Source organism: Kitasatospora sp. NPDC023385, assembly GCF_055664045.1.
The window spans coordinates 168,135-193,734 of record NZ_JBVOOL010000011.1 but is presented as its reverse complement, the minus strand read 5'-3'; the positions used below and the strand labels follow the sequence as shown (position 1 = coordinate 193,734).

Sequence of the window (25,600 nt, the reverse complement as noted above, 5' to 3'; positions counted from 1 at the left end):
TGTTCCCTATCACCCCGGGTCTACTGTCGGGGGTGGCGAACGAATCCGTCCCCCCTCCCGCCGTTCGCTCCCGAGCCATTGGGGAACCTGCCATGGCCACTTCGCGTGCCCTGGCCACGGCTCCGCCCGCGACCGCACGCCGGGGCCAGCACCCAGGGATAGCCCTCACCGTCATCGCGGCCACCCAGCTGATGGTGGTCCTCGACATCACGATCGTGAACATCGCGCTGCCACACATCCAGCAGGCGCTGAAGTTCAACACCACCGACCTGTCCTGGGTCATCAACGCCTACACCCTGACCTTCGGCGGGCTGCTGCTGCTCGGCGGACGGGCGGGCGACATCCTCGGCCGGCGGCGGGTGTTCGTCGTCGGCGTCCTGGTGTTCAGCCTCGCCTCGCTGCTCGGCGGAGTCGCGCAGTCCTCCGCCTGGCTCCTGGCCGCCCGGGCCCTGCAGGGGCTGGGCGGTGCGATCGCCTCGCCGACCGCGCTCGCACTGATCGCCACCAACTTCAAGGAGGGCGCGGACCGCAACCGGGCCTTCGGCGTGTTCTCCGCCGTCGCGGGCGCGGGCGGCGCGATCGGGCTGCTGCTCGGCGGCATGCTGACGTCCTGGCTGTCCTGGCGCTGGGTGTTCTTCGTCAATGTGCCGATCGGCATCGCGATCGCCCTGCTGGCGCCGCTCTACATCAACGAGTCCGAACGCCGCCCCGGGCGCTTCGACCTGACCGGCGCGTTCACCGCCACGGTGGGCATGGTCTCGCTGGTGTACGGCTTCATCCGCGCCTCCGAGCACGGCTGGACGGACGTCGTGACGCTGACCGCGTTCAGCCTCTCCGTCGTGTTGCTCGCCGCCTTCCTGGCCAACGAGCGGCGGGTGCCGCAGCCGATCACCCCGCTGCACCTGTTCCGCGACCGCAACCGCTCCGGCGCGTACGGGCTGATGCTCTGCGTGGCCGCGGCGATGTTCAGCATCTTCTTCTTCATCACCCTGTTCGTGCAGGAGATCCTCGGGTTCAGCCCGCTGCGGGCGGGCTTCGCCTTCCTGCCGATCAGCGTGGCCATCATCGCCGCCGCCCAGTTCGCCGCGCGAAACCAACTGCGGTACGGACCCAAGCCGTTCCTGCTCACCAGCTCCGTCCTGGTGCTCGCCGGCGTCGCCTGGGCGAGCCAGATCGACCTCGGCAGCACGTACGTCGGCGGCATCCTCGGGCCGACGCTGCTCTTCGGCTTCGGCATGGGCTCGATCTTCGTCCCGGTGATGCTGACCGCCGTCTCCCGGGTGGCCCCGCACGAGACCGGCGCCGCCACCGGCATGCTCAACACCACCCAGCAGGTGGGCGGTTCGCTCGGCCTGTCGATCCTCGTCACGGTGTACGGAACGGCCAGCCGCAACGAGGCCCGGCAGCAGGTCGGGAAGTTCCTCCAACAGGCCACGCCGCAGCAGGCCCTCCAGTTCAAGGCGACCGGCAGACTCCCGGCGCCGTACTCCTCGGAGGTGCTGGTGCACGGCATCGCCGCCGCCTTCCAGCTGGGCCTGGTCTTCGCGGCGCTCGCGGTGGTCATCGCGACGTTCGTGATCAAGGTCCGCACCTTGCCCGTTCCGGGCGGCTCGGCGAAGCAGGATGCGGATACGGATGCGGGGAGATCCGCGTAGCCGGTGTGCTGGGCCTCGGCGGGGGCGGGCGGGGCGCGACCACCCCCGCCGCGATGTCCACCGAGGCCCGCCCCCGCCGGGCGATCACCCCTCAGCCGCCGGTACGCGGGCCGCCTCGGCGACGACGTGTATCTCGTGGACGGCGTTCCGGTCGCCCGCGAGCGGCTGGACCCGCCCCTTGGAGTCGGTGGCCCGGCAGCGGATGCGGTGCGGCCCGGGCTCGAGGTCGTACGAGAGGCGGAAGCGCTGCCAGGCGGGATCCGGGCCACGCCCGTCCAGCGCGGCGGGCCGCCAGTCGGCATCGTCCACGGCGATCTCGACGGACGTCACCTCGGTGGAACTCCAGGCGTAGCCCGCCACTTCGCAGCGCCCGGCCGGGACGGGCTGCCCGTCGGCCGGGGCGAGCAGCTTGCTGCTGACGTCCTTCTCGCGGACCGGCCGGGCCTCGGTCTCGCCGGGCAGGACGCGGGTGTAGAGGCGGGTGGTGAAGACGTGGTCGGGGCGCTCGGCCGCCAGCACGATCCGGGTCAGCCACTTGACCGAGTTGGTGCCGAACATCCGGGGCGCCACCGCGCGCAGCGGGTAGCCGTGGACGGGGCGCAGCGGTTCGCCGTTCATGGTGTGCGCGAGGACGACCTCGGCGCCCGCCTGGTCGAGGGGCAGGTCCTTGAGGTAGCTCAGGCCGGTCTCTCCCGCGAAGTCGCCCGAGTCGGCGCCCTCCAGCCAGACGTGTACGGCCTCCGGACGCGGGCGGGCCAGCTCCAGCACGGCGGCGAGCGGCACACCGGCCCACTCCAGGTTGGTGACGGCGCGGGTCGGCACGGTGGGGCGGAGCGGGCTGCCGAAGCACTCGTGGACGGCGGTGAAGCTGGTCTGCGGCAGGCCCTGGATGGTCGGGAGGTCCAGCCGCAGGGGCCGCTCCACCAGGCCCTCGACGGTGAGCGACCACGTCGCGGGATCAAGCCCTGGAGAGGGCCCGAGGTGGTTGCGGACGAAGACATCGTCGACCGGGGTGATGTAGAGGTCGGGCGTACTCGGATCAGTCCTGATCATTGGTCATGTCCCCGTATCGATCTCGCCATTAGGTCCGGTCGACAGTACAAGGAGCGACTGACATCGTTCCCGGCCCGCCCTTCGGAGGAGGGTACTTGACAGAGCGTCGGGGCTACCGGAAGAGTCCTGTCTGGAATGGTTTTCATCTTCGATAACCATGGCGGTGGCGGCTGCCCACCGACGCCCACGCACCCCCGAAAGAGGACCCCCATGTCGCTCGACGTCTCCCCCGCCCTCCTCGCCCAGGCCCGGGAGGGCCGCGTCGACGAGGCCGCCTTCCTCGACACCGTCCGCACCTCGCTCCCCTACGCCTACCAGGTCGTCGCCGGCCTCAGCACCGAACTCGCCGCGGGCGACGGCGAGTTCAGCACCGACAACACCACGCCCAGCGACGAGGAGCGCGCCCAGCTGCTGCGCGCGCTGGCCAGCAACGCCATCCGGGGCAGCCTGGAGGACCACTTCGGCGTGAAGCTCGCCTTCGTCAACTGCCACCGCGTCGGCGCGTTCCGCCCCGGCTCCGAGGACAGCGAGGCGTACCGCGAGTTCACCTCGCTGCACAACCAGATCCGCAACCAGAGCCCGGAGCTGCGCAGCTGCTGACGGTCGGCCTTCGGAGGGCCCGTACCCGCCCGGGCGGGTACGGGCCCTCCGACCGGGACGGCGCGAACGCCGGTACGGGGAGCGCCGGTACGGGGCGGCGGAAGCGTCGGTGTGGGGGCGGCGGGAGCATGGCCGTCCGTGACGCCGTGTTGCGCCCCGTGGCGGGCCGGTGTCCGGATCCGCTGCCGATCTTGTCGAGCCCTGCAGCGGATGCATACGTTCGGAGGGCAACCACCTCGGCACCCTTCCCGGGGCCGCCTCACACCACGCGGAGCCGCCCACCATGCCCTCGGACCCTCGTCCCCTGCGGAAACTCGGCTTCCTGACCATCGGGCTCTTCGACGAGGCGGACCCGCGCCGGGGCCACGAGTCCACGCTGGACCTCATCACCCTCGGCGAACAGCTCGGCTTCGACAGCGCCTGGCTGCGCCATCGCCACCTCCAGTACGGGATCTCCTCCCCCGTTGCCGTCCTCGCCGCCGCCACCCAGCGCACCAGCCGCATCCGGCTCGGCACCGCCGTCATCCCGCTCGGCTGGGAGAACCCGCTGCGGCTCGCCGAGGACCTCGCCACGGTGGACGTGCTCTCCGGCGGCCGGCTCGACCCCGGCTTCAGCGTCGGACCGCCCGTCCACTACGAGCACGTCCGCGGCGCGCTCTACCCCGACACCGCCGAGCACGAGGACTTCAGCCCCCGCCGCGCCGAACGGCTGCTCGCCCTCGTCCGCGGCGAGGACGCCTCCGGATTCGCCGGCACCGAAGGCATCGAGGTGTACTCCCGCCGGGTCCAGCCGCACTCCCCCGGCCTCGCCTCCCGGCTCTGGTACGGCGCCGGCAGCCTGCGCTCCGCCCGCTGGGCCGGCGAACAGGGGCTCAACCTGCTGACCAGCAGCGTCGTCAAGGCGGAGACGGCGGAGGGCCCGCCGGACTTCGCCACGATCCAGGCCGGGCTGATCCACGCGTTCCGCGAGCGCCACCCCGACGGCGGGCGGGCCCGGGTCTCCCAGGGCCTGGTGGTCATCCCCACCGACACCGCCACCCCGGAGCAGCGCGCCAAGTACGAGGCGTACGCCCGCTCCCGCACCCCGCGCACCCTCGCCCCGCAGGGCCCGGCCCGGCTGCTGTTCGCCCCCGACCTGGTCGGCACGACCGAGCAGCTCGTCGAGCGGCTGCACGCCCACGCCGGGTACCGGGAGGTCGACGAGGTCGCCTTCGCGCTGCCGTTCAGCTTCGAGCACCGCGACTACGTGCAGATCCTCACCGACCTCGCGACCCGGCTCGGGCCGGCGCTCGGCTGGCAGCCCGCGCCGGCCCCCAGCGAGGGGTGATCGGCCGGCCTGTCGGTGCGGCAGCCTGGGACCGCACCGACAGGCCGCGTCCTCTCCCCGCCCCGGCACCGGCCTACCCCGGTGTCAGAACTCGGCGGTGTCCAGGCTCAGTTCGAACGGCTCGGGCAGCCGCACCGGGACACCGAACGGGTGCGGCCCCTCGACCCGGGTGTAGCCGAGCGACCCGGGCTGGGCGAACAGCGTGCAGGCCCGCTCCTGCCGGTCCACCAACAGGTAGATCGGCGCGCCGAACTGCGCGTACCGCCGGCGCTTGACGGTGCGGTCGGTGTCGCCGTCGGGGGGCGAGGTGACCTCGACCACGAGGATGGTCTGGTCGGGCAGCAACGCGCCTTCCGTCTTTGCCAGTTCGCGCGGCACGACGGCCAGGTCGGGCACGTAGAAGTTCTCGACGCCCGGCAGGTCGCGGTTCCCGGAGCCGGCACGGAGGCCCAACTCCCGTATATATGGCCCGATCTGCTCACGGATCAGGTCGCCCGGCGCCTGTTCTCCGCGCTCGGGGGCTACCCGGGGCCAGACTACCTGTGGATCACCGCCAGGTCGGCTCCTTCGCGCTCCCAGCGCGGCCACGGTCCGAACAGTCTCTAGCCAGATGACTAAGCGCTTGCTTAGACTCGGACCCGTCGAGTTGCCAGAGCCGAGCGCGTACACCCAGGAGTCGTCATGACCGCAGACACCGGAGTCAACCGCCAGATCCGCCTCGCCCGGCGGCCGGTCGGCGAGGTCCGGGCGGAGGACTGGGCACACGGGAGTGAGGCGGTGGGAGTGCCCCGGGACGGGGAGTTCCTGGGGCGCACGCGCTACGTCTCGCTGGATCCGGCGATGCGGGGCTGGCTGGACGACCGGCCGTCGTACCTGCCGCCGGTGGGGCTGGGCGAGGTGATGCGGGCGGCCTCGGTGGTCGAGGTCATCGCGTCGAACCACCCGAAGTTCCGGGTCGGGGACCACGTGGTCGGCGCCTTCGGAGTGCAGGAGTACGCGCTGTCGGACGGCAAGGGCGCGCTGACCGTCGACCCCGCGCTCGCGCCGCTGTCGACCTACCTCGGCGCCCTCGGCATGCCCGGCATGACGGCCTACTTCGGACTGCTGGACGTCGGCGCGCTCAAGGAGGGCGAGACCGTGGTGGTCTCCGGCGCCGCCGGGGCCGTCGGCAGCATGGTCGGGCAGATCGCCAAGGTGAAGGGCTGCCGGGTGGTCGGCATCGCGGGCGGCCCCGACAAGTGCGCCCTGCTCACCGACGAACTGGGCTTCGACGCGGCGATCGACTACCGCGCAGAGGACGTCCGCAAGGCGCTTCGCACCCACGCCCCGGACGGCATCGACGTCTACTTCGACAACGTCGGCGGCCCGATCCTGGACGCCGCGCTGACCCGCCTCGCGATGCACGCCCGCGTCGTGGTCTGCGGGGCCATCAGCCAGTACAACAACGAGGACACCGTCCAGGGCCCGGCCAACTACCTGTCGCTGCTGGTGCGGCGGGCCCGGATGGAGGGCTTCGTCGTCTTCGACTACGCCCGCCGGTACGCGCAGGCGGCCGCCGAGATCGCGGGCTGGATCGGCGACGGCCGGATCACGGTGAAGGAGCAGGTGGTGGAGGGCACCGTCGACGACTTCCCGGGGACCTTCCAGATGCTGTTCCGCGGCGAGAACACCGGCAAGCTGGTGCTCCGCCTGGCCTGAGCGCACGCCCGGGGCAGTGCGGACGCCCGGGCGCCGACACAGTCGAATGACGTGATCGGGCCCCGGGCGCGTCCGTACGGACGGGTGACGGGTGACGGGTGACGGGTGACGGGCTCAGCTGAGCCGGATGCGGGTGCACCTCGTCAGGTACGGCATGGCGATGGTGTCCTGGCCGGCCAGGTCCGGGTGGGTGGCGAGCAGGTCCTCGACGTCGGCCAGCAGGCGGTCCCGTTCGGCTTCCGGTAGCGCGATGACGTAGCTGCGCGAGGCGACCAGGTCGACGATCCCGGCCCGCGTGGTGGGGTGCTCCCAGCGGATCTCCAGCCGCTCGGGCGCGCCGAAGGGCGCCGGGAGGACCGGCCTGGTGTCGATCCGCTGCTTCGTCGAACGGTGCATCAGCGCGCCCAGTTCGGCGGCCCACGGCTCGGACTCGTCCCGGACGTTCCACACCAGCGCGAGCGTCCCGCCGGGGGCGAGCACCCGGGCGACCTCCGGCACCGCGACGGCCGGGTCGAACCAGTGCCACGCCTGGGCCACCACGACGGCGTCCACGCTGCCGTCCGGCAGCGGGATCCGCTCCGCCGAACCCGCCCGTACGGCCGCCTTCGGCACCGCCGCGACCAGCTGCGCCCGCATCCCCTCATCGGGCTCGACCGCCACCACGTCCAGGCCCGCCTCGACCAGCAGCCCGGTCAACTTGCCCGTGCCGGCACCGAGATCGAGCACCTTCCGGGCTTCCCTGGGCACCGCCGAACCGATCAGCGCCTGCGGGTAGCCCGGCCGCCCGTGCTGGTAGGAGGCCGCCGCGACGCCGAACGACCGCGCCCGCAGCCGCTCGGCCCAACGCCGCGTCGCGCCCTGCCGGGTCATCCCGCAGGCCCGGCCGATCTCCTCCCAGGTCGCCTCCCGACCGCGCCGCAACTCCTCCACCAACCCGGTCCGCCGTTCCTCCAACGCCGCGATCACCCCCGACAACCGCCGCACCCCCTCCAGCCCGCCGCTACCGGCCACATCGTCCGCCACCCGCTGCCCAAGATCGTCCGTCTCCATGGCTCGGCACTGTAGGGGAGCTCACGGCAATTCGTCAATGACCGTTGCTCTCCGAGGCAACATATGTTGCCTCGACCATCGCAATTTCCGGACGCCAGGGGCCCCGGCCACCGGGGTTCAAGACGTGGTGAGCGTGCTCAGCACATCCTGCGCACAGGCGATAGCGGCGGCTTCGGCGGTGGTGCTCGGGATGTCTTTCAGGGTGTAGCCGGACCGAGTGGCTGCGTCGTAGCGGATCGTGATGATGGCGTTGCGCTGAAGCACTGCGAGGTCGACGTGGCCGAAGCCGCTCACGGTGGTGTAGAGCAGGGTCGCCTGCTCACCGAGGCCGGGAACAGCACGGTCGTCGGTGATCTGCGCGGCGGTGGTGGTCGCCATGGTCCGGTCCATGGTCAGCATCTGGTGGTAGACGCTTTCTGCGAGCGAGGACAGTGTGACGCTGACCTGTATGTCGGTGAAGCCGGAGTCCTTGCTCATCCACCCCCCGGTCGACACGGTCGTGCCACCGATCGGTTTCGGCTCGGTGCAGGTGGCGCCCTTGGCGTAGCGGTCGACCGTTTCCGGGCGCAGCAGCGCGCAGCCATTGACCAGCGTGGTGTAGAGGGCCGTGGCAGGGGTGCTCGGGCCGGCGGAGGACGGCGTCGCCGGGGTGGTCACCGCGGTGGTCCCTGCGGCGCTCGGCGCCGGGTCGACGAGGTTGGCGACCAGGCTCAGTGCGAGCGCTGCCGCGCCCGCCCCGGTCGTGATGCCGCCGAGCAGCCAGGTCCACCGCCGGGTGGGGCCGGCCGGGCGCAGGTCAGCCTGGTCGGGAAGGGTGGCCGGGGTGGGCTGCCCCGGCAGGAGGCGGGTGAGCTCGACAGTCGGCAGCGGCTGTGTCGCGGGTGGGGTGTCCTCGATGTCGGCCATCTCGTGGTGAACCTTTCGAAGTCTGGTCAGCTGCGGGTCAGCTGCTGGGCAGGTGATAGGCGGTCAGAGCGGTCCCGTAGCCGACCAGCAGGGCGGAGTCCTGGGCGAGGACCTGCGGATCCCCCGGCTGCCGGGCGAAGGTCTGGTGCCACTGCGGGGCGCCGGTGGTGGCGGTGAGCGCCTGCAGGGTGATTCCGCCGGTGGCGGTGGGTGCGGTGACGAGGACGAGCTTCCCGGCGGCGCCCCGGACGGTGGCGGCGCCCTGGGCCGGCCGCCAGGTCCAGGCGGCGCGCCCGGAGCGCAGGTCCACGCCGGACGCACCCTCCGGCCCGCCGGTCACGACCACCCCTCCGGCGTCCGCGCATCCGGTGATGGCTCCGGTGTGCGAGCCGCTCCAGAGCCGGGTGCCCTGGTCGGCGTCGAAGGCCGCCGTGACGATCCTCCCGTCCGTGACCGTCGCCGTGACGGTCGGCAGGCAGGTGACCACTCCCTGGCGGAGCGAGAGCGAGCCCTGGTACGCACCGGTGACCATGGTCGCCGCGGCCGACGGGAGGCCGGTGGGCCGGCTCCACCTGGCGGTCCCGTCCTGGCCGTCCACGGCGGTGAGGGCGAGATCCGGGGCCAGGGCGTACAGCCGGCTGCCGGTCGGCGGCGCGTACAGGTCCTGGGCGTCGAGCGACCAGCGCCGGCGTCCGGTCGTGCTGTCGAGCGCCACGAAGCGGAACGCGCCGTTCGTGGTCCCGGCCACGTCCCCGAGGAGCATCACGACCAGCAGTCCGGCCGAGGGCATGCCCTGGAGGCGGTACGAGGTTCCGAGCGTTTCCCCGGTCCACAGCCGGCCCCCGGCGGCCGCGTCGTAGGCGTGCGGTGCCCCGTCCTTCCCGGTGACCAGCACCAGGCCGGGTACCGGTAGCGCGACGGACTTCGCGCCGGGGACCGTGTCCGCCGAACGCCAGAGCGTGGTGCCGCTGCGCGCGTCGCGCGCCTGCACCACGCCGTCGGAGTCCACGGTCCACACCCGGGTGCCGTCGCCGACCGGGAGGATTCCCGTCTCGGCGGTGCTGCTCCACAGTGTCCGCCCGTCTGTGCGGGCGTAGCCGACCACACCCGTGCGGTCCGCGCACACCACTGCTGTCGGGCCGCAGCCGACGGGGGTCATGCCGGCCCGGGGAAGCGTGACCGACCAGGCTGTCGGGGGCGTGCCCCCGGCCGGGCCGGGCCACAGCGCCCGGGTTGCCCCGCCCGCGGCGGCCGTGGCGAGCAGCGCGCCGCCGAGGACGACCAGCCGGCGTCGGGTGCCGTTCGGGTCGCTCAGCACCCGGGCCAGTTCCCGCTCGCGCCGACGCACGGTCCGCTCGGCCCCGCCCATCCAGTCGGTGCCGACCGCCGGACCGTACCGGAAGGCCTCGGCGAGCTCGGCCGGTGCGGGCCGCCGGGCCGGATCCCGGTCCAGGCAACGCACCAGCAGTCCGGTCAGCTCCGGCGGGGTTCCGTCGAGGTCCGGGGGCTCCTCGGACGCCCGGTAGACCAACACCGCCGGCGGTCCCTCGCCGAACGGCGCGCGGCCGGTTGCCGCGAAGGCCAGGACCGCGCCGAGTGAGAACAGGTCGCTGGCGGGGGTGAGTTCCTTGCCCGCCGCGTGTTCGGGGGACATGAACCCGGGTGTGCCGATGATCTCGCCGCTCACGGTGGGCATCGCGTCCGCCGTCGGTTTGCTGATCCCGAAGTCGATGACCCTCGGGCCGTCCCGGGTGATCAGGATGTTCGAAGGCTTCAGGTCCCGGTGGATGATCCGGGCGCGATGGATCGCGGCGAGCGCCTCCACCAACCCTGCCCCCAGTGTCTGCAGCGCCGGCCCGGTGAGTGCGCCGTGCCGCGCCACGGCTTCGTGCAGCGACGGACCGGCGACGAACTCGGTTGCCAGCCACGGAGTCTCCGACTCGGTGTCGGCATCCACCACAGCCACCGTGTAGGCCCCGTTGACGGCACTGGCCGCTGCCACCTCCTGGGTGAACCTGCGTCGGAACTCGGCGTCGGCTGCGTACTGCTGTTGCACGGTCTTCACCGCGACGGGTCGTCCGCTGTCGGTGGCGGCCAGGTAGACGTCGCCCATGCCCCCCGCGCCGAGCCGTCGCAGGATGCGGTACGGACCGATGCTCCGCGTGCTCATGAGCGGTCGGCCCGGAAGGCGCGCAGCGTGGTGGCGGAGGCGCAGTAGAGCGTTCCGCCGGTCGCCGCGGTGGTCCACTGGCCTTCGTCGGAGGTCGCGTGCGCCACCCAGCGGACCGCGCCGCTGGTGGCGTCCAGGACGGCCACTCCGGACGGTCGTTGCACCAGGGAGACGCCGAAGAAGCCGTCTCCCGCGGACGGTGCGCGGAAGCCCGTGCCAGAACCCGGATCGGTGGCCTTTTCCACAGTGGAGTGCCACAGCCCTCTGCCGGTCGTGACGTCCAGGCAGTAGGCGGTGCCCAGGGCCCCGGCCAGCAGCAGTCGGCCGGTGCCGAGCGCGCAGCCGAGGACCATCTGCGAGACGGCGGGGGACGTCCAGCGTTGCTGCCCGGTGGCCGGGTCCAGGGCGACGACCTGCTGGCCGTGGACGACCAGCAGCAGTCCGCCCGTGCGGATCAGCCGCGAGGGCATCCCGGTGGTTCCGGACGTGATGCCGGTGGCCTGCCACCGGGGCGCGCCGGTCTGCAGGTCCACCGTACGAATGCCGCCGCTGTCCTCGTAGTAGCAGCGGCCGTCGGCGACCAGACCCATCAAGCTGCCGGAGCCGCTCAGCAGTGACTCCATATCGCGGGCCATGCTCACCGCCATGTCCTGGGCGACCTCCTGCTGCCACAGCACGTTCCCGCTGACCAGGTCGGCCCCGACGACGACCCCGCCGCCGGTGAGGGACGTCTGGCGAGCCATCACCACGGTCCGGCTGTCCGCGCCGAAGACCCGCATGCTCATCGCAGCGGAGGTGCGTTCCGCGGAGGGCACGGTGAGCGGGCTCCGGTGGTTCTCGGCTTCGGCGTTCAGCCACACCAGGCTTCCGAAGTCCATGGATGTCCCGTAGAGCAGGTCGTTCTGTACCTCGAAGAACTGGATGTCCTGCTGGGACCAGGCCTGACGCCCGGTCGAACCGTCGAAGCCGACCGCGCCCATCCCCTCGCTCCACCACACCGGGGTGGACCCGAGAACGGACAGCCGGTGCCCCGCCGTCACACCACTGACCGGATGGCTCCACAGCGGCGCCGGGGCGGCGGGCGACGAACCGGCACCTCCTGCGTCCACTCCCCACGCGTCCACGGCCTTTCCCACCGTCGCCGCACCGCCGGCCACATGCGCCCGCCGGGTGAGCAGAAGCGGCACGCCGACGGCGGCAGCCGCACCCGCGCCGAGCCCGGCACCGAGGCCGAACAGGCCACGGCGACTGAGCGACTGCCACGTCCGCACCGGCAGCGCGGGCGGATCGGCAGGCGGCGCGGCCAGGTCGATCTCGGCCTGCCGCTCCCGGGCGTCGAGGTCGGCGAGCAGCCCCGCGCTCAGCAGTGCCGCCGGATCGGCCGGGGCCAGTGCAGCCAGCACGGCCGTCGCCGTGGGCCGTCGGGCGGGATCCTTCTCCAGGCACGCGGCCACCAGCAGGCGCAACGTGGCGGGGACTCCGGAGAGTTCGGGCTCCTCGTACACCACCCGCCGGTTGATCTGCGCGGGCTCGCCGGTGCCGAACGGGGTGCGGCCGGTGAGTGCGTACACCAGCAGGCAGCCGAGCGAGAACACGTCCGCCGCGGCGGAGGTCACGGAGGCGGAGACGATGCGCTCGGGGGCGATGTATCCGGGTGTGCCGCACACCATGCCGGTCCTAGTCAGGTGCGTGGCGTCGAAGGCGCGGCTGATTCCGAAGTCGATGACGCGCGGCCCGTCCCGCGCGATGAGCACGTTGCCGGGTTTCAGGTCGCGGTGCACCACTCCCACCGCGTTGATCGCGGCCAACGCCTCGGCGAGGGCGGCCCCCAAGGCCCGCGCTCCGGCCTCGCTGAGGGTGCCGAACCGCATGACCACTTCGCTGAGCGTCGGCGCGGGCAGGTAGGACGTGGCCATCCAGGGCCGACGGCCGCGCGGCTCCGCGTCCACCACCGGCGGCGTGTGAAAACCGGTCACCCGCCTGGCGGCTTCGACCTCCTGCTGGAACCGGCGCTGGAACTGCGGGTCTTCGGCGTACTCGGGCCGGATGACCTTCACCGCGAGCAGTCTCAGCCCGGGCGAGCGGGCAAGGTACACCTCGCCCATCCCGCCCTCGCCCAACGGCCGCAGCAACTGATGCGGCCCCACGAACACGGCCGACTGCCCCCGCTTGCCCTTGGCGTCCCCGTCGGCAGCCACCAAGCCTCCCCCACGTGTGTTGCCGCCATTGCAGACAGACAGAGTGGCACGGACAACTCACCTGGCGGTTCCCTTTCACACAATGATTCGACTCCACCGTCGGCGCGTTGACCGGGACGTCCGGCCTTAGCACGAACTCGTGTGTTCGCGGGGGGACTTGGGGCGGAAACCGTTCACATGGGGGAATCCGGGGCGGGTTGGCGGCGCAGGGGCGGCGGGGGCGAGAAGCCTGGTGGCAGGGCGGCGGACCGCCGGGGTGGGACTGGTGTGCGGGATGTCGGGCATGTCCGGCAAGTTGCCACAAGTCGGTTGAGCGGCAGTATTTTTGAGTTTCGGTCAGAATTGTCCTGAACTTGGCTATGCTGCACCACCACGCCTCCGGAGCCGGTCGCCGTCCGTCCCCGTACTGTTCCGATCGTTTGAGGATGTTGAATGCTTCGAGCTGGATCGTCACGCGCCAGACGGCGCCCCGCGCCCCTGTTCGGCTGGCTGTTGCCGACGGCCGTGATGGCGGCGGCCGTGGCGGTGGCCGCGGTGGTGGTGTCCGCCGGGGCCCGGGCCGGGGTGCTGTGGTGCGGGGCGACGGGCACCGTGCTGGTGGCCGTGGTGGCCGCCGAGTCCGCGCGCCGGGGGCGGGCGTTGACCGAGTTGCGGGACCGCAGCGCCCGGCAGGCGGAGGACCTGCAACGGCGGCTGGCCGGGCAGGAGGACGAGCTCGACCGGCTGGCCAAGGTGGAGCTGCGCCGGGTGGTCGCCGGGGCCCGGTACGGGTACTCGATGGACATCCTGCTGGGCCCGATCGAGCAGGAGAACGCTCCCGTCTCGCCGCGGTTCCGCAAGTCGCTGGTGTCCGTGGCGCACGGCATCGCCGTCGCCGTCGACGACGAGGTCAGCCGGCGCGACTCCGCCGAGCGCGCCTTCGTCAACATCGCCCGCCGGGTCCAGGCGATCATCCACCGGCAGGCCAAGGACCTGCGGGAGATGGAGGACCGGCACGGCAACGACCCGGCGGTCTTCGACGACCTGCTGCGCCTGGACCACGGCAACGCCCTCACGGGCCGTCTCGCGGACAGCATCGCCGTCCTGTCCGGCGCCCGCCCGGGCCGCCAGTGGACGCGGCCGATCGCGCTCTACAGCGTGCTGCGCGGCGGCATGTCGCGGATCCTCGAGTACCAGCGCGTCGACCTGCACCCGGTGGCCCAGATCTCGGTCACCGGCCCGGCCGTCGAACCGCTGATCCACGCCGTCGCCGAACTGCTCGACAACGCGACCCGCTACTCCCCGCCGCACACCCACGTGCACCTGAGCGCCTCCGAGGTCCAGAGCGGGATGGCGATCGAGATCGAGGACGGCGGTCTCGGCCTCACCGACGAGGCCACGGCCCGCGCCGAGCGCGCGATGCGCGAGGCCATGGTCTCCAAGGACTTCGACGACCTCACCGAGTCCCCCCGGCTGGGCTTCGCCATCGTCGGCCGGCTCTGCCAGGCGTACGGCTTCCAGGTCTCGCTGCGCCGATCCGCGTACGGCGGGGTGCGCGCGGTGCTGGTCGTTCCGCAGGAACTGCTCACCACCGCTCCCCCGACCGGCCGGGCGCACGGCATCGGCGCCTTCTCCGGCCCCCGCCCGCTGCCGCCGAACCCGCCCCGGCACGCGGCCCCGGCACGCCCGTGGGGTACGCGGACGACGTCGGCCGGCGTCGGGCCGTCCTACGGTTCGACCACCCCGTGGGGGCCGTCCGCCTCGGCGGCCGCCGCCTCGGGGGCCGCCGACGACGAGGTGATCGTGACCGAGCGCACCGCCAACGGCCTGCCGCAGCGCCGGCGCCACCGGCCGACCGGCCGGGCCGCCTTCGCCACACCCCCGCGCGGCACCGCGCAGCCCGCCGGTCCGACCGCGGGGCCCGTGGCGGGCCCGACGGCGCAGGCCCCCCGCCCCGGCAAGGAGCCGAAGCAGCCGGGCCTGTGGCTGGAGGCGTTCATGGACGGCATCAAGGGCAACACTCCGGGGCCGTCCGCCGGGCAGACAGGGCAGCCGGGGCAGACAGGGCAAGCCGGACCGGCCCCGCAGGCGACCCAGTCGGGGCCGCCGGGGCTGCCCGGCCAGCCGGGCCAGGCCTGGCGGGCCGGCGCCGCACCCGCCGGGGCAGGGCCCACGAGTGCCGGACCGACCGGTCCCGGCCGCACCAGTGAAGAGACGGCAGGGAAAGGCGAGCAGTGATTCCGCACCGCAGCAACATGGACTGGATCCTCAACGACCTGGCGCACAGCGTCCCGTGCGTGCGCCACGTCATCGTGCTGTCCGCCGACGGCCTGCGGATCGCCCAGTACGGCACCGACCCGGACACCGCCGACCGCCTCGCCGCCGCCTGCGCCGGGCTGCAGAGCCTGGCCGGCGCGGTCGGGCACGAGTTCCCGCACGGCGACGGCTCGATGCGGCTGGTGGTGATCGAGGTGGACGGCGGCTACTTCTACCTGATGGCGGCCGGTGACCGCGCCTACCTCGCGGTGCTCGCCGACGAGGGCGTGGACGCCGGGCTGGTGAGCCACCAGATGCGCGACCTGGTCGCCCGGATCGGCGAGCACCTGTCCACGCCCCCGCGCAACCCCGAGGTGGTCGCGTGAGCCGGCTCCCGGCCCGGCGCAGCGGCGGGACGGGCACATGAACGAGCACTGTGAGGCGGTTGCATGACGGCAGTCCAGGGCGGCTGGGACGGCCCCGAGCCCGACCGCCTGTACGTGATCACCCGCGGTCGCAGCGGCCCGTCCGGGCCCGGCGTCTTCGACCTGGTCACCCTGATCGTCTCCCTCGCGGAGCCGACCCCCGCCTTGCAGCCCGAGCATGCCGCGATCCTGCGGCTGTGCCGCTCCCCGCTCTCGGTGGCGGAGGTCTCCGCCTACCTGGAGCTGCCCACGAGCGTGGTCACCGTCCTGCTGGCGGACCTGCTCGACGACGGGCTGATCGAGGCCCGCGCCGCCGTGCCCGCGGCGGAACTCCCCGACCGTGCCCTGTTGGAGGCGGTGATCCATGGACTACAGCGGCTCTGACACGGTGGCGGGGCCGGCCGGCGCGGACCTGCTGCCGGACACCGTGACCACGGCGGTGAAGGTGGTGATCGTGGGCGGGTTCGGCGTCGGCAAGACGACGCTGGTCGGCTCGGTCAGCGAGATCCGCCCGCTGACCACCGAGGAGACCATGACCCAGGCCGGGGTCGGTGTGGACGACCCGACCGGGGTCGAGCTCAAGACGTCCACCACCGTGGCCATGGACTTCGGCCGGATCAGCATCAGCGACCGGCTCGTCCTGTACGTCTTCGGCACCCCCGGGCAGGAGCGGTTCTGGTTCCTCTGGAACGGCCTGTTCGAGGGCGCCCTGGGGGCGGTGGTGCTGGTGGACACCCGCCGCCTGGAAGTCAGCTTCGAGGTGATCGGGCGGCTGGAGGAGCGGGGCGTGCCCTTCGTGGTGGCCGTCAACGGCTTCCCGGAGGCGCCGGCCTTCGCGCTCGACGAGCTGCGGGAGGCCCTCGACCTGCCGACCGAGGTGCCGATCGTGGCCTGCGACGCGCGCAGCCGCGAGTCCAGCCGGGACACCCTGATGACGCTGATGCGCTACCTGTACGAGCTCGCCGCCCCGCCCGCCGGCTGACGCCCCGCCCACCCGAACCCTGTGACCGGAGACCCTGTGACCACCCCGTTCCCCGACGGCGCCCCGACCCCGCCGTCCGGCTGCCCGGCCCACGGCCGCGGCTTCGACCCGATCGGCTTCGACCCGATGGACCTCGGCCCGAACAGCCCGAGCAGCTCGACCAGTCCGATCGGCCAGCCCGGCCCGAGCAGCCCGATCGGCCCCGGCGGCCTGCGGCGCCTGTACGGTCCGGAGGCCGAGGCCGACCCGGCGGGCCTGTACGAGAAGCTGCGCGCCGAGTACGGCGAGGTGGCCCCGGTGCTGCTGCACGGCGACCACCGGGCCTGGCTGGTCCTCGGCCACGGCGCCAACATCACCGCGATGCGCACGCCCTCGCTGTTCTCCCGCGACTCCCGCCTGTGGACGGCGTTCCGCACCGGCGAAGTCCCGATGGACTCCCCGCTGATGCCGGTGCTCGCCTGGCAGCCGATCTGCGTGTTCGCGGACGGCGACGAGCACCGCCGGCTGCGCGGCGCCGTCCTGGACGGCCTGAACCGCTTCGACCGGCGCGGGATCCGCCGCCACGTCCGCCGGTTCACCACCGACCTGGTCCAGGTGGTCGGGCCGACCGGCCGGGCCGAGCTGATCACCCAGTTCGCCGAGCACCTGCCGATGCTGGTGATGACCAAGCTGCTCGGCATGCCCGACGAGTACGGCCCGCAGCTGGTGACCGCCGCCCGGGACCTGATGCAGGGCACCGAGACGGCCATCGCCAGCAACGAGTACGTGGTGGCCGGTCTGCGCCGGACCATCGCCATCAAGCGCGAGGCGCCCGGCGACGACCTGACCAGCCGTCTGCTGGCGCACCCGGCCGGGCTGACCGAGGACGAGGTGATGGAGCACCTGCGGGTGGTGCTGCTCGCGGCCAACGAGACGACCGTCAACCTGATCGCCGACTCGCTGAAGATGGTGCTCACCGACCCTCGCTTCCGCGCCCACCTCTCCGGCGGGCAGATGACCCTGGGCGAGGCGCTGGACCAGGTGCTCTGGGACTCCCCGCCGATGTCGCTGGTGGCCGGCCGCTGGGCGACGGCCGACACCGAGCTGGGCGGGCAGCGGATCAAGGCGGGGGACCTGCTGCTGCTCGGGATCGCGGCCGGCAACGTCGACCCGGTGGTCCGGCCCGACCCGGCCGCCCCGCTGTACGGCAACCGCTCCCACCTGTCCTTCGGCGCCGGTCCGCACGAGTGCCCGGGGCAGGACATCGGACGGCACGTCGCCGAGGCCGGCATCGACATCCTGCTCACCCTGCTGCCGGACGTCCGACTCGCGGTGCCCGAGGAGGAGTTGACCTGGAGTGCGGGCTGGATCTCCCGGCACCTGACGGCGCTGCCGGTGGAGTTCACCCCGCGCGACATCGACCCGGACCCGATGTCCGTCGCCGAGGCGGAGCGGGCGGCCGCGGTGGCGGCCGAGGCGGAGCGGGCGGCGCAGGCCGAACGCGCCGAACGGGCCGCGCAGGCCTCGGCGGCAGCCGCGACCGCCGGGGCGGCCGGGACCGCGCCCCGGACCGCCCCGTCGATCCCGGCGCAGCGGCGCAGCTGGTGGGACGTGCTGACCGGCCTCTTCCGCCGCTGAGCCCGCGCCCCCACCAGCGGCCCTCACCAGCGGCCCTCACCACCGGCCCGCATCAACGCCCGCCGCCCGCCGCCCGCCGCCGACGCCCCGGCGTCAGTGCTCGCGCGCGTCCGCCCGGCTCCGGTGCAGGGTGAAGGTGTCCACCGGGGTGAGGTCGCCGTGCGGCCCGTCGAAGGTGTAGTAGGTGACCCGCATGGTGGTGGTGCCGCCGCGCCGGTCGCCGGGGTCGACGTCGAAGGCGGCGAAGCCGTGGGTGTGCGTGCGGTCCTGGTGCGCGGCCCACGGGGCGTCCTCGGTGAGCCAGATCGACTGCCGGTACGGCACGGGCGGGCGCGGCTTGTCCTCCAGGGCGACGACCACCCGGCCCTTGGGGTCGGGGAACAGGTCGTCCTGGGTGGTGGCGGCGTTGCCGCCGGTGCCGATGACCATGTGGACGGTGCCGCGCCCGGTGTCGATCAGGTCGGTGCGGGTGTCGGTCGGCACCGGGGTGCGGGTGTCGTTGGGCAGGGTGCCGCGGACGGCGTGCGAGCGCTCGTAGTAGTGCTCGTGGCCGGTGACGACGAGGTCGACCCCGTAGGCGTCGAACAGCGGGCCCCAGGCCTCGCGGATGCCGAGGTCGCTGCCGGCGCCGTGCATCGAGCTGGAGATCATCGGGTGGTGCATGCAGACCACGATCCAGTCGATCGCCCGGCTGCCGCGCGCGGCCCGCAGCTCCCGTTCGAGCCAGCTCCGTTGGGCGCCTCCGGAGTAGCCGCGCAGGTAGCGGTCGCCGGAGTCCTGGATGGCGACGTCGTCGTTGGCGAGGCTGATGAAGCGCACCGAGCCGACCGTGAAGGCGTACCACATGCCCCTGGTCTCCTCGTCGGAGGAGGCGGTGGAGTCGGGCAGCGAGAAGTACGTCTGGTAGCCGAGGGCGCCGATGGGGCCGTTGCCGCTCTCGTTCTCGCCGTTGCCGGCGCACGGCATCCAGGGGCGCAGCCGGGCCGAGCGGCTGTTGTTGATGAACCAGTCGGCCCAGGTGGCGGTGCGGCTCTGGCCGCGTCGGCCGCCGTAGGAGGCGTAGCAGAGGTCGCCGTTGACGAGGTTGAACAACGGGCCGACGCGTTCGACGGCGGCCACGATGTCGGCGGAGTTCAGGGTGCCGACCTGGCTGCTGGTGTACAGCGGGTACTTGCCGAGCGGCGAGGGCATGCCGTCCGGGAAGGCCACCAGGCGGCGCAGGTTCGGGGTGGCCTGGTCGCCGAAGCTGGTGAAGGTGAAGGGGGCGCGGCCGCGGGGGGCGGTGGTGAAGCTGCCGTTCTCGGGGTTCGCGCCGTCGTGGCCGGCGCTGTAGAGGTAGGTGGTGCCGGGTCGTAGGCCGGTGAGCCGGGCGTGGTGGACGTACACCTCGGCCTGGTCGAGTGAGTCCCGGTAGGTGCGGGTCTCGGCTTGGGCGAGCCGACCGAGGCCGCCGTCCGGTGAGCCGTACCGGACCTGGGGCCGGCGGACGGATTGCGGGGTGAGCCAGGAGACGGTCATCTCGGTGGCCGGGTCGGTGCCGAACTGCAGGTGGAGGCCGGTGACGCCGGCTGCTCCGGTGCGGTGCGGGGTGGTCTGCAGGAGGGGGCTGGTGGGTGCGTCGTCGGCCGGTTCGGCGGCTGCCGGTGGCGCGGCAGCGGCCGAGCCGGCCGCGACGAGGGCGGCTCCGGCCGCCGAGGTGCCTTTGAGGATGGACCTGCGTGCAATGGTCATGACACTCCGCCTGTCGAGTGGGGGATTCGACGGGCTGTCACTTTAATGACATGTTCACGGCTGTACGATCGTTTTGGCAGACTCCGGCCTGGCGAGTAGAAAATATGACGCTGCGTCAATCGGCCTTCACCGGACGGCGGGCTACACCTTGCGCGCCAGCCCCCCGTACACCGCGACCGCCTCGTCGGCCGGGCCCCGGGCCGGCACCTCGCCCGGTTCCGGGTGCCAGCGGTCGACCAGGACCACGCCCGGGTCCTCCGGCTCCAGCCCGGCGAAGAAGCGCTCGACGCCCTCGCGCGAGCGCAGGTGCACCTCGATCCCGGCCTCGGCGTAGCGGCGGGTGCCCAGCGCGGCCCGCTCCGGCGAGGTGTCCGCGGTGCCGGCCGTCAACGCCAGGAAGCTGCCGACGGGCAGGGCGTCCAGGAGCTTGCGGACGGGCGGGTGCGCGGCCTCGTCGGAGAGGAAGTGGACGATGTTGATCAGCGTCAGCGCGATCGGCCGGTCGAGGTCCAGGGTGGCGACCACCGCCGGGTCGGCGAGGAACCGCTCCGGCTCGCGCAGGTCGCCCTGGACGTAGGCGGTGCGGCCCTCGCGGGTGCTGGTGAGCAGCGCGCGCGAGTGGGCGAGCACGATCGGGTCGTTGTCCACGTACACGACGCGGCAGGACGGGTCGACCGACTGGACGACCTCGTGCAGGTTGGGCGCGGTGGGGATGCCGCTGCCGACGTCCAGGAACTGGCGGATGCCGTGCACCTCGGCGAGCCGGCGGACCATCCGGTGCATCACCGCGCGGGCGGCGGTGGCACCCTCCCGCGCGCCGGGCAGGTCGGCGAGGACGCGGTCGCCGACCTCGCGGTCCGCCGGGAAGTTCGTCTTGCCGCCGAGCAGGTAGTCGTAGACGCGGGCGGAGTGCGCCCGGTCGGTGCGCAGGTCGACCTGCGGCGGCTCCTCGAACCCGGCGTCGATCAGCCAGCTGTCAGGCCCACTGGCCTCCGGCGTGTTGGTGTCCACGCTCGCCCTCCCCGTTCGGCGCTTGTCCGACCACTCAACCACAGCCGGTGACCGACCGTCAGGCGGATTCCGGTGAAGGGCGGACGCCGGCCTCCGCGCCCCGGACGGCGGCGGCGAAGGAGGGCACCTTCACGGCCGTGAGCAGCGCCAGGGCCGGGCCCATCGTGCAGACCGTGACGTACGCCGGGATCACGCCGAGCCAGTGCCGGTCGCTCAACCACTCGGCGAGCAGCGGGAAGGTGCCGCCGAACGCGGCGATGGTGGCCGCGTTGACCACGCCGAGGCCCACCGCCCGTACCTCGGTCGGGAACAGCAGCCCGGTGAAGACGTTGAGGGTGCCGAGCACCGTCGCCACCAGCATGCCCAGCAGCACGGCGACGACCTGGAAGGGCAGCCAGCCCTGGCGCAGCCCGGCGAGCAGCACCGCGACCAGCGGGATCGGCAGGCCGAACCCGATCCGGGCCACCGGCAGCAGGCCGAAGCGGTCGGCGGCGGCGCCGGTGAGCAGCATGGTGGCCAGCACCACGCCGAGCACGACGGTCATGAAGGAGGCCGCCTCCTCCTTGTCGATCACGTGGTAGGCGGCGGCGTACTGCGGCAGGTAGACCAGGGCGAAGTAGTAACCGACCGTGCCGCCCAGGGTGTTGAGGAAGACGGTGAGCACCGCCCAGCGGTGCTCGCGGAGCGTCCGCAGGAAGGGCGGGCGGCCGTTCGCCTCCGTGCGCGCCCGGGCCCGGTGGAACTCGTCGCTCTCCGGCGCCGCCCTGCGCACCCAGACGGCGGCCAGCCCGAGCAGCGCGGCGACCACGAAGCCCCAGCGCCAACCGCCGTTCTCCAGGCCGGACTTGCCGATGGTGTGGATGAGCAGCGTGAGCACCCCGAAGGAGAGCAGCGAGCCGAGGATGATCCCGCCGTAGGAGACCGAGCTGAACGCGAAGCGGTGCCGCGGCGGAGCCGTCTCGGTCACGTACGCGGCCACGCTCGGCGCCTCCCCGCCGAAGGCGAGGCCCTGCACGACCCGCGCGGCGACGGCCAGCACGGCCGCCCAGACCCCGATCGTGCGCTGGCCGGGTACCGCGGCGATGCCCAGGCTCGCGACGGCGATCACCGCCATGCCGAGGCTCAGCGCGAAGCGCCGGCCGCGGGTGTCGCTCAGCCGTCCGATCAGGTACGAGCCGACCGGCCGGGCCACGAAGCCCACCGCGAAGGTGACGTAGGCGCCGAGCACACCGCCGACTCCGTGCTTGCCGTGGCCGAAGAGGTCGGCCGCGAAGTAGGGCGCGAGGACGGCGTAGATGTTCCAGTCGAAGGACTCGACCACCGACCCGACCGTCGCCGCCGCCAACTCCTTCCGACGGCCGCCGACTTCCGACCGGTGACGGCTCGGGGCGATCGCACTGCTCTCTGTCATGGCCTCAGCATGACATCGTTCGCGGTGCGGCGGAATCGAGTGCCTCAGGCCCGATCGGCCGGGCCAGGGTCGGTCTCCGGAAGCCCCGGCGGGATACCCATGTGACTGATGTGACAGTCGGGTGATATTTGTGTGCGGTGTATTCCATGATCACCAGAACCCCGCGGCGCGCCCTGCCCGTCGCCGTCACCGCCGTCACCGCCGCCGCCCTCCTGCTGGCCGGCTGCACCGGCGGCGGCAGCGGCAAGACCGCGCCCACGGCCACCACGGCCTCCGCCGCCGACGCCACGGCGCCGAGCACCACCCCGCCCGCCACCCCGACGGCCAAGCCCACCGGCGCCGCCGACCCGGCCCTCCAGACCTTCTACGGCCAGCAACTCGCCTGGGCGGCCTGCCCGAAGGACCCGCAGAACAAGCAGGACACCTCGGCCCTGCAGTGCGCCACGCTCAAGGTGCCGCTCGACTACACCGCCCCGGCCACCGCCAGCCTCGACGTCGCCGTGGTGCGCAACCCCGCCACCAAGCCCGACCAGCGGATCGGCTCGCTGCTGCTCAACCCGGGCGGCCCGGGCGGCTCCGGCGTCGACATGGTCACGTTCGACCCCAAGCGCTTCGACGGCCCGCTGCACGACCGCTACGACCTCGTCGGCTTCGACCCGCGCGGCACGGACGGCACCAGCCCGCTCAAGTGCCTCGACGACCAGGCCCGGGACGCCTGGCTCAACACCGACACGCCCGGCGCCGACCACGGCAAGCAGCTCGCCGACGCCTGCCAGGCCAAGTACGCCCAGGTGCTCCCCTTCGTCAGCACCCGCAACACCGCCCGCGACATGGACGTCCTGCGCGGCGCCCTCGGCGACCAGAAGCTCAGCTACCTCGGCATGTCCTACGGCACCTACCTCGGCTCGCTCTACGCCGAGGAGTTCCCGGACCGGGTCGGCCGGCTCGTCCTGGACGGCGCCACCTCGGCCTCCACCCCCCTGGTGCAGCACAACATCGAGCAGTCGGCCGGCTTCGAGCGGTCCCTGAAGGCCTTCGCCGCCGACTGCGTCACCAAGGACCCCTGCCCGCTCGGCACCGACGCCGGCCTCGCCCCGCAGAAGCTCGCCGACTTCCTCGACGGGCTCAAGGACAAGCCGCTGAAGGCCGCCAAGGGCCGCACCCTGACCTCCAGCGCGGCCTGGAACGGCGTGATCAGCCGGCTCTACGGCGGCGAGAAAGCCTGGGCCGGCCTGCGCAACTCCCTCGGCTGGGCCATGGTGCGCGGCAAGGGCGACGACCTGCTCGCCATCGCCGACGGCTACAACGGCCGCGACACGGACGGCCGTTACCAGGCCGCCGCGGACGCCTACACCGCCATCCACTGCGCCGACGGCGCCACCGACGCCCCGGCCGGCGAGCAGCTGCAGGCCGCCCTGACCGACCTCGCCGCCAAGGCCCCGATGGTCAGCAAGCACGACCCGCTCGCGGCGCTGTTCGACCCGGACTGCCGGGTCTGGCCGTTCCGCTCCACCGAGAAGCCGCACGCCATCAAGTCCGCCGCCACCGCGCCGATCGTGGTCGTCGGCAGCACCGGCGACCCGGCCACCCCGTACGCGTGGGCCGAGAAGCTCACCGCCGAACTCGGCAACGCCGTCCTGCTCACCCGCGACGGCGAGGGCCACACCGCGTACGGCGCCAGCAAGTGCATCCGCGCCTCGGTCGACACCTTCCTGCTGGACGGCACCGTGCCGACGGCGGGAACGCACTGCCCGACGGACTGATCCCCCGCGGCACCACGGCGCGCCGTGCGCCCGGCTGACGAGCCGGGTGCACGGCGCGGCCGCGTTCCCCTGGTCGGCCTGTGGTCAGTGCCCGCGATGGAGGTCAGTTCCCGGGGTGGCGGTCAGTGCCCGGGGTGGTGGACGAAGCGGTAGGTGTCGCGGTCGAGTTCGGTGACCTGGACCCCGATGGCGGCGGGCCGGGCGATCCGGGCGCGGAGCGCGGCGAGCACCCGGGCCGTCAGTGCGGCACGCTGCTCGGTGGTGCGGCCGGCCAGGATCTTGACCTCGACCAGGACGACGGCCTCACCGGTCGTACCGTCCCCGGCCCGGTGGTGCGCGGCGGTGCGGAAGAGGGTCTTGCAGTCGGCCACGGTGGTGTCGATCACCTCGGTGACGGCCTGGTGGATCTCGGCGGCGAGGGCCGCCCGGTCGAAGTCGAGTTCGGCCGAGTGGTCGACCAGGATCTGCGGCACGGGAACCTCCCGGGGAGACGGACAGTACGGCGCCGAACGCTACCGCCCCCCGGTGCCCGCCGGGCGGGCAGGCCCCGCCGTACTGCCCACCGCCCGGGCGTCAGCCGCGCGGCAGTACCAGGGACTGCACCGCCGGCACCTTGCGCCAGTCGCTCGACACGATGCTCGCGTGTGCCCTGGCCAGCAGCTCCGTGCGAGCCCGGGCCTGGTCGGCCGTCGGGTCGGTGCCGCTGATCGCCGGGGCCACCTTCTGGGCGTCCGTCATCACCAGCAGGTAGTGCGCGTCGTCGTACCAGGCGGTGTCGATGCCGTTGACGTAGGTGGCGGCGTCACCGTCGAAGACCACGAACCACGGCCGGATCGAGGCGTCCGCGCCGGTGTACCGGCCGCGCGGATCCCCTGCCGCGGCGCCGAGCACCGACGGGAACACCTGGGCCTGGCCGATCCGGCCCGCCGACGCGAGGTCGCGCAGGTGCCGGCCGTACTCGACGTCGGTGTGCAGGGTGTCGAAGGGGTTGCCCAGTTCGACCGTGCCCGGGATCGCGTACAGCAGTACCTTGCCGGCCAGCGCCGAACGGCTCGGCCAGTTGCCCGCCCGCACCGCCTCGTCGAGGTTCGGGTACGCGCCGCCGCCGGGCTTGGCCAGCAGGTCGGCCGGGCGCAGCACCGCGGAGCCGAGGTGCCCGGCGATCAGCGTGTCCAGCTGGTCGGGGCCCATCCCGAGGTTGGCGGAGAAGCCCGGCTTGAGCTCCAGCTTGATCACCAGCGGCCCGGCGGCTGGGTGTGCGGCGAGCCAGACTCGGACGTCGTCCAGGCAGTTCTCCAGGTTCTTGTTGGTGCCGCCGCTGTACAGCTGGGCGGGGGTGCTCGCCGCCGTGCAGTTGTTGGCGTTGCCGAGCGGGTTGGAGTGGCTGACCTTCCACTCCTCGGTCACGATGTCCGGCCAGAGGTCCAGCTCGATCATGCCGGTGCCGGTGTCCAGCCCCTGGGCGAGGTACGGGAAGGCGGCCGGGTCGTAGGTGTTGTGCAGGCCGACGGTGGTGGCCGAGCCGAACGGCAGGTCGCCCGTCCCGCTCGGGGCGGCGTCCGCCGGGACGGTCGCGAGCAGCGCCGCCGTGCCGGCGAGCAGGCCGGCGGTGAGGAATCCGGTCAGGGCGCGGCGTATCTTCATGGGAACCCCCCGAGGGTCGGAACGTGGCGGCCGCCCGGCTCCGGGCAACCTGACGAAGCATCGCCGCCCAGGGCGTGCTCCGTGTGAAGAAGGCACGACAATAGCGTGACAGTTGCACTGCTTC

General features: G+C 73.0%; 20 protein-coding genes and 1 pseudogene. 10 read left to right on the top strand and 11 right to left on the bottom strand.

Features of this window, described 5'->3' with window-relative positions:
* Positions 1-92 precede the first annotated feature (92 nt).
* Positions 93-1,655, top strand: a complete 1,563-nt coding sequence (locus tag AC0B61_RS19415) for an MFS transporter (protein ID WP_471741925.1) — start codon at positions 93-95, stop codon at positions 1,653-1,655.
* Positions 1,656-1,739: 84 nt separating this feature from the next.
* On the opposite strand, the gene AC0B61_RS19410 is transcribed toward AC0B61_RS19415, so the two are convergent.
* The gene (locus AC0B61_RS19410) at positions 1,740-2,708 is read right to left on the bottom strand and encodes a molybdopterin-dependent oxidoreductase (RefSeq protein ID WP_471741924.1); all 969 of its coding nucleotides are present in this window, start codon (positions 2,706-2,708) and stop codon (positions 1,740-1,742) included.
* A 210-nt stretch (positions 2,709-2,918) separates the two neighbouring features.
* Between AC0B61_RS19410 and AC0B61_RS19405 the strand changes: the two genes are divergently transcribed.
* Entirely contained in the window at positions 2,919-3,308 is a 390-nt protein-coding gene (locus AC0B61_RS19405; RefSeq protein WP_471741923.1) for an SCO5389 family protein, read from the top strand.
* Positions 3,309-3,591: 283 nt separating this feature from the next.
* A complete protein-coding gene (locus AC0B61_RS19400; protein ID WP_471741922.1) occupies positions 3,592-4,635 on the top strand; it encodes an LLM class flavin-dependent oxidoreductase in 1,044 nt (347 codons plus the stop codon).
* 84 nt (positions 4,636-4,719) lie between these two features.
* On the opposite strand, the pseudogene AC0B61_RS19395 reads toward AC0B61_RS19400, so the two are convergent.
* Positions 4,720-5,127, bottom strand: a pseudogene (locus AC0B61_RS19395) (Uma2 family endonuclease); the annotation flags it as partial.
* Positions 5,128-5,316: 189 nt separating this feature from the next.
* Here AC0B61_RS19395 and AC0B61_RS19390 point away from each other — a divergent pair.
* On the top strand, positions 5,317-6,333 hold the full coding sequence (locus AC0B61_RS19390; RefSeq protein ID WP_471741921.1) for an NADP-dependent oxidoreductase: 1,017 nt from the start codon (positions 5,317-5,319) through the stop codon (positions 6,331-6,333).
* Between the two features lie 114 nt (positions 6,334-6,447).
* Here the strand turns inward: AC0B61_RS19390 and AC0B61_RS19385 are convergent, their stop codons facing one another.
* From AC0B61_RS19385 to AC0B61_RS19370, 4 genes are all read right to left on the bottom strand, one after another.
* Complete coding sequence (locus AC0B61_RS19385) at positions 6,448-7,383, bottom strand: class I SAM-dependent methyltransferase (RefSeq protein ID WP_471741920.1); 936 nt, start codon at positions 7,381-7,383, stop codon at positions 6,448-6,450.
* Between the two features lie 117 nt (positions 7,384-7,500).
* The gene (locus AC0B61_RS19380) at positions 7,501-8,289 is read right to left on the bottom strand and encodes a hypothetical protein (protein WP_471741919.1); all 789 of its coding nucleotides are present in this window, start codon (positions 8,287-8,289) and stop codon (positions 7,501-7,503) included.
* Between the two features lie 37 nt (positions 8,290-8,326).
* Positions 8,327-10,459, bottom strand: coding sequence for a protein kinase domain-containing protein (locus AC0B61_RS19375; RefSeq protein ID WP_471741918.1), 2,133 nt, complete (start codon positions 10,457-10,459; stop codon positions 8,327-8,329).
* A complete protein-coding gene (locus AC0B61_RS19370) occupies positions 10,456-12,657 on the bottom strand; it encodes a protein kinase domain-containing protein (RefSeq protein WP_471741917.1) in 2,202 nt (733 codons plus the stop codon). Before AC0B61_RS19370 ends, AC0B61_RS19375 begins: the two co-directional genes overlap by 4 nt.
* A gap of 432 nt (positions 12,658-13,089) precedes the next feature.
* On the opposite strand from AC0B61_RS19370, the gene AC0B61_RS19365 reads away from it, so the two are divergent.
* From AC0B61_RS19365 to AC0B61_RS19345, 5 genes are all read left to right on the top strand, one after another.
* Positions 13,090-14,874, top strand: coding sequence for an ATP-binding protein (locus tag AC0B61_RS19365; RefSeq protein WP_471741916.1), 1,785 nt, complete (start codon positions 13,090-13,092; stop codon positions 14,872-14,874).
* Between the two features lie 17 nt (positions 14,875-14,891).
* Positions 14,892-15,278 carry a roadblock/LC7 domain-containing protein gene (locus AC0B61_RS19360; protein ID WP_199807809.1) on the top strand — a complete coding sequence of 129 codons (387 nt, stop codon included), beginning with the start codon at positions 14,892-14,894 and terminating at the stop codon, positions 15,276-15,278.
* Positions 15,279-15,341: 63 nt separating this feature from the next.
* Positions 15,342-15,701: a DUF742 domain-containing protein gene (locus AC0B61_RS19355; protein WP_471741915.1), complete on the top strand. Its 360-nt coding sequence runs from the start codon at positions 15,342-15,344 to the stop codon at positions 15,699-15,701.
* Positions 15,682-16,299, top strand: coding sequence for a GTP-binding protein (locus AC0B61_RS19350; RefSeq protein ID WP_471741914.1), 618 nt, complete (start codon positions 15,682-15,684; stop codon positions 16,297-16,299). Before AC0B61_RS19355 ends, AC0B61_RS19350 begins: the two co-directional genes overlap by 20 nt.
* 36 nt (positions 16,300-16,335) lie before the next feature.
* Complete coding sequence (locus AC0B61_RS19345; protein ID WP_471741913.1) at positions 16,336-17,916, top strand: cytochrome P450; 1,581 nt, start codon at positions 16,336-16,338, stop codon at positions 17,914-17,916.
* A gap of 93 nt (positions 17,917-18,009) precedes the next feature.
* On the opposite strand, the gene AC0B61_RS19340 is transcribed toward AC0B61_RS19345, so the two are convergent.
* The 3 genes from AC0B61_RS19340 to AC0B61_RS19330 form a co-directional block, all read right to left on the bottom strand.
* Positions 18,010-19,647, bottom strand: a complete 1,638-nt coding sequence (locus AC0B61_RS19340) for a purple acid phosphatase family protein (RefSeq protein ID WP_471741912.1) — start codon at positions 19,645-19,647, stop codon at positions 18,010-18,012.
* Positions 19,648-19,788: 141 nt separating this feature from the next.
* Positions 19,789-20,613, bottom strand: coding sequence for an SAM-dependent methyltransferase (locus AC0B61_RS19335; protein WP_471741979.1), 825 nt, complete (start codon positions 20,611-20,613; stop codon positions 19,789-19,791).
* Positions 20,614-20,716: 103 nt separating this feature from the next.
* A complete protein-coding gene (locus tag AC0B61_RS19330) occupies positions 20,717-22,069 on the bottom strand; it encodes an MFS transporter (RefSeq protein WP_471741911.1) in 1,353 nt (450 codons plus the stop codon).
* 146 nt (positions 22,070-22,215) lie between these two features.
* On the opposite strand from AC0B61_RS19330, the gene AC0B61_RS19325 reads away from it, so the two are divergent.
* Positions 22,216-23,832 carry an alpha/beta hydrolase gene (locus AC0B61_RS19325; RefSeq protein WP_471741910.1) on the top strand — a complete coding sequence of 539 codons (1,617 nt, stop codon included), beginning with the start codon at positions 22,216-22,218 and terminating at the stop codon, positions 23,830-23,832.
* A 122-nt stretch (positions 23,833-23,954) separates the two neighbouring features.
* Here the strand turns inward: AC0B61_RS19325 and AC0B61_RS19320 are convergent, their stop codons facing one another.
* Entirely contained in the window at positions 23,955-24,305 is a 351-nt protein-coding gene (locus tag AC0B61_RS19320; protein ID WP_471741909.1) for a 5-carboxymethyl-2-hydroxymuconate Delta-isomerase, read from the bottom strand.
* Between the two features lie 100 nt (positions 24,306-24,405).
* Positions 24,406-25,476 carry a phosphatidylinositol-specific phospholipase C domain-containing protein gene (locus tag AC0B61_RS19315; RefSeq protein WP_471741908.1) on the bottom strand — a complete coding sequence of 357 codons (1,071 nt, stop codon included), beginning with the start codon at positions 25,474-25,476 and terminating at the stop codon, positions 24,406-24,408.
* Positions 25,477-25,600: the final 124 nt, after the last annotated feature.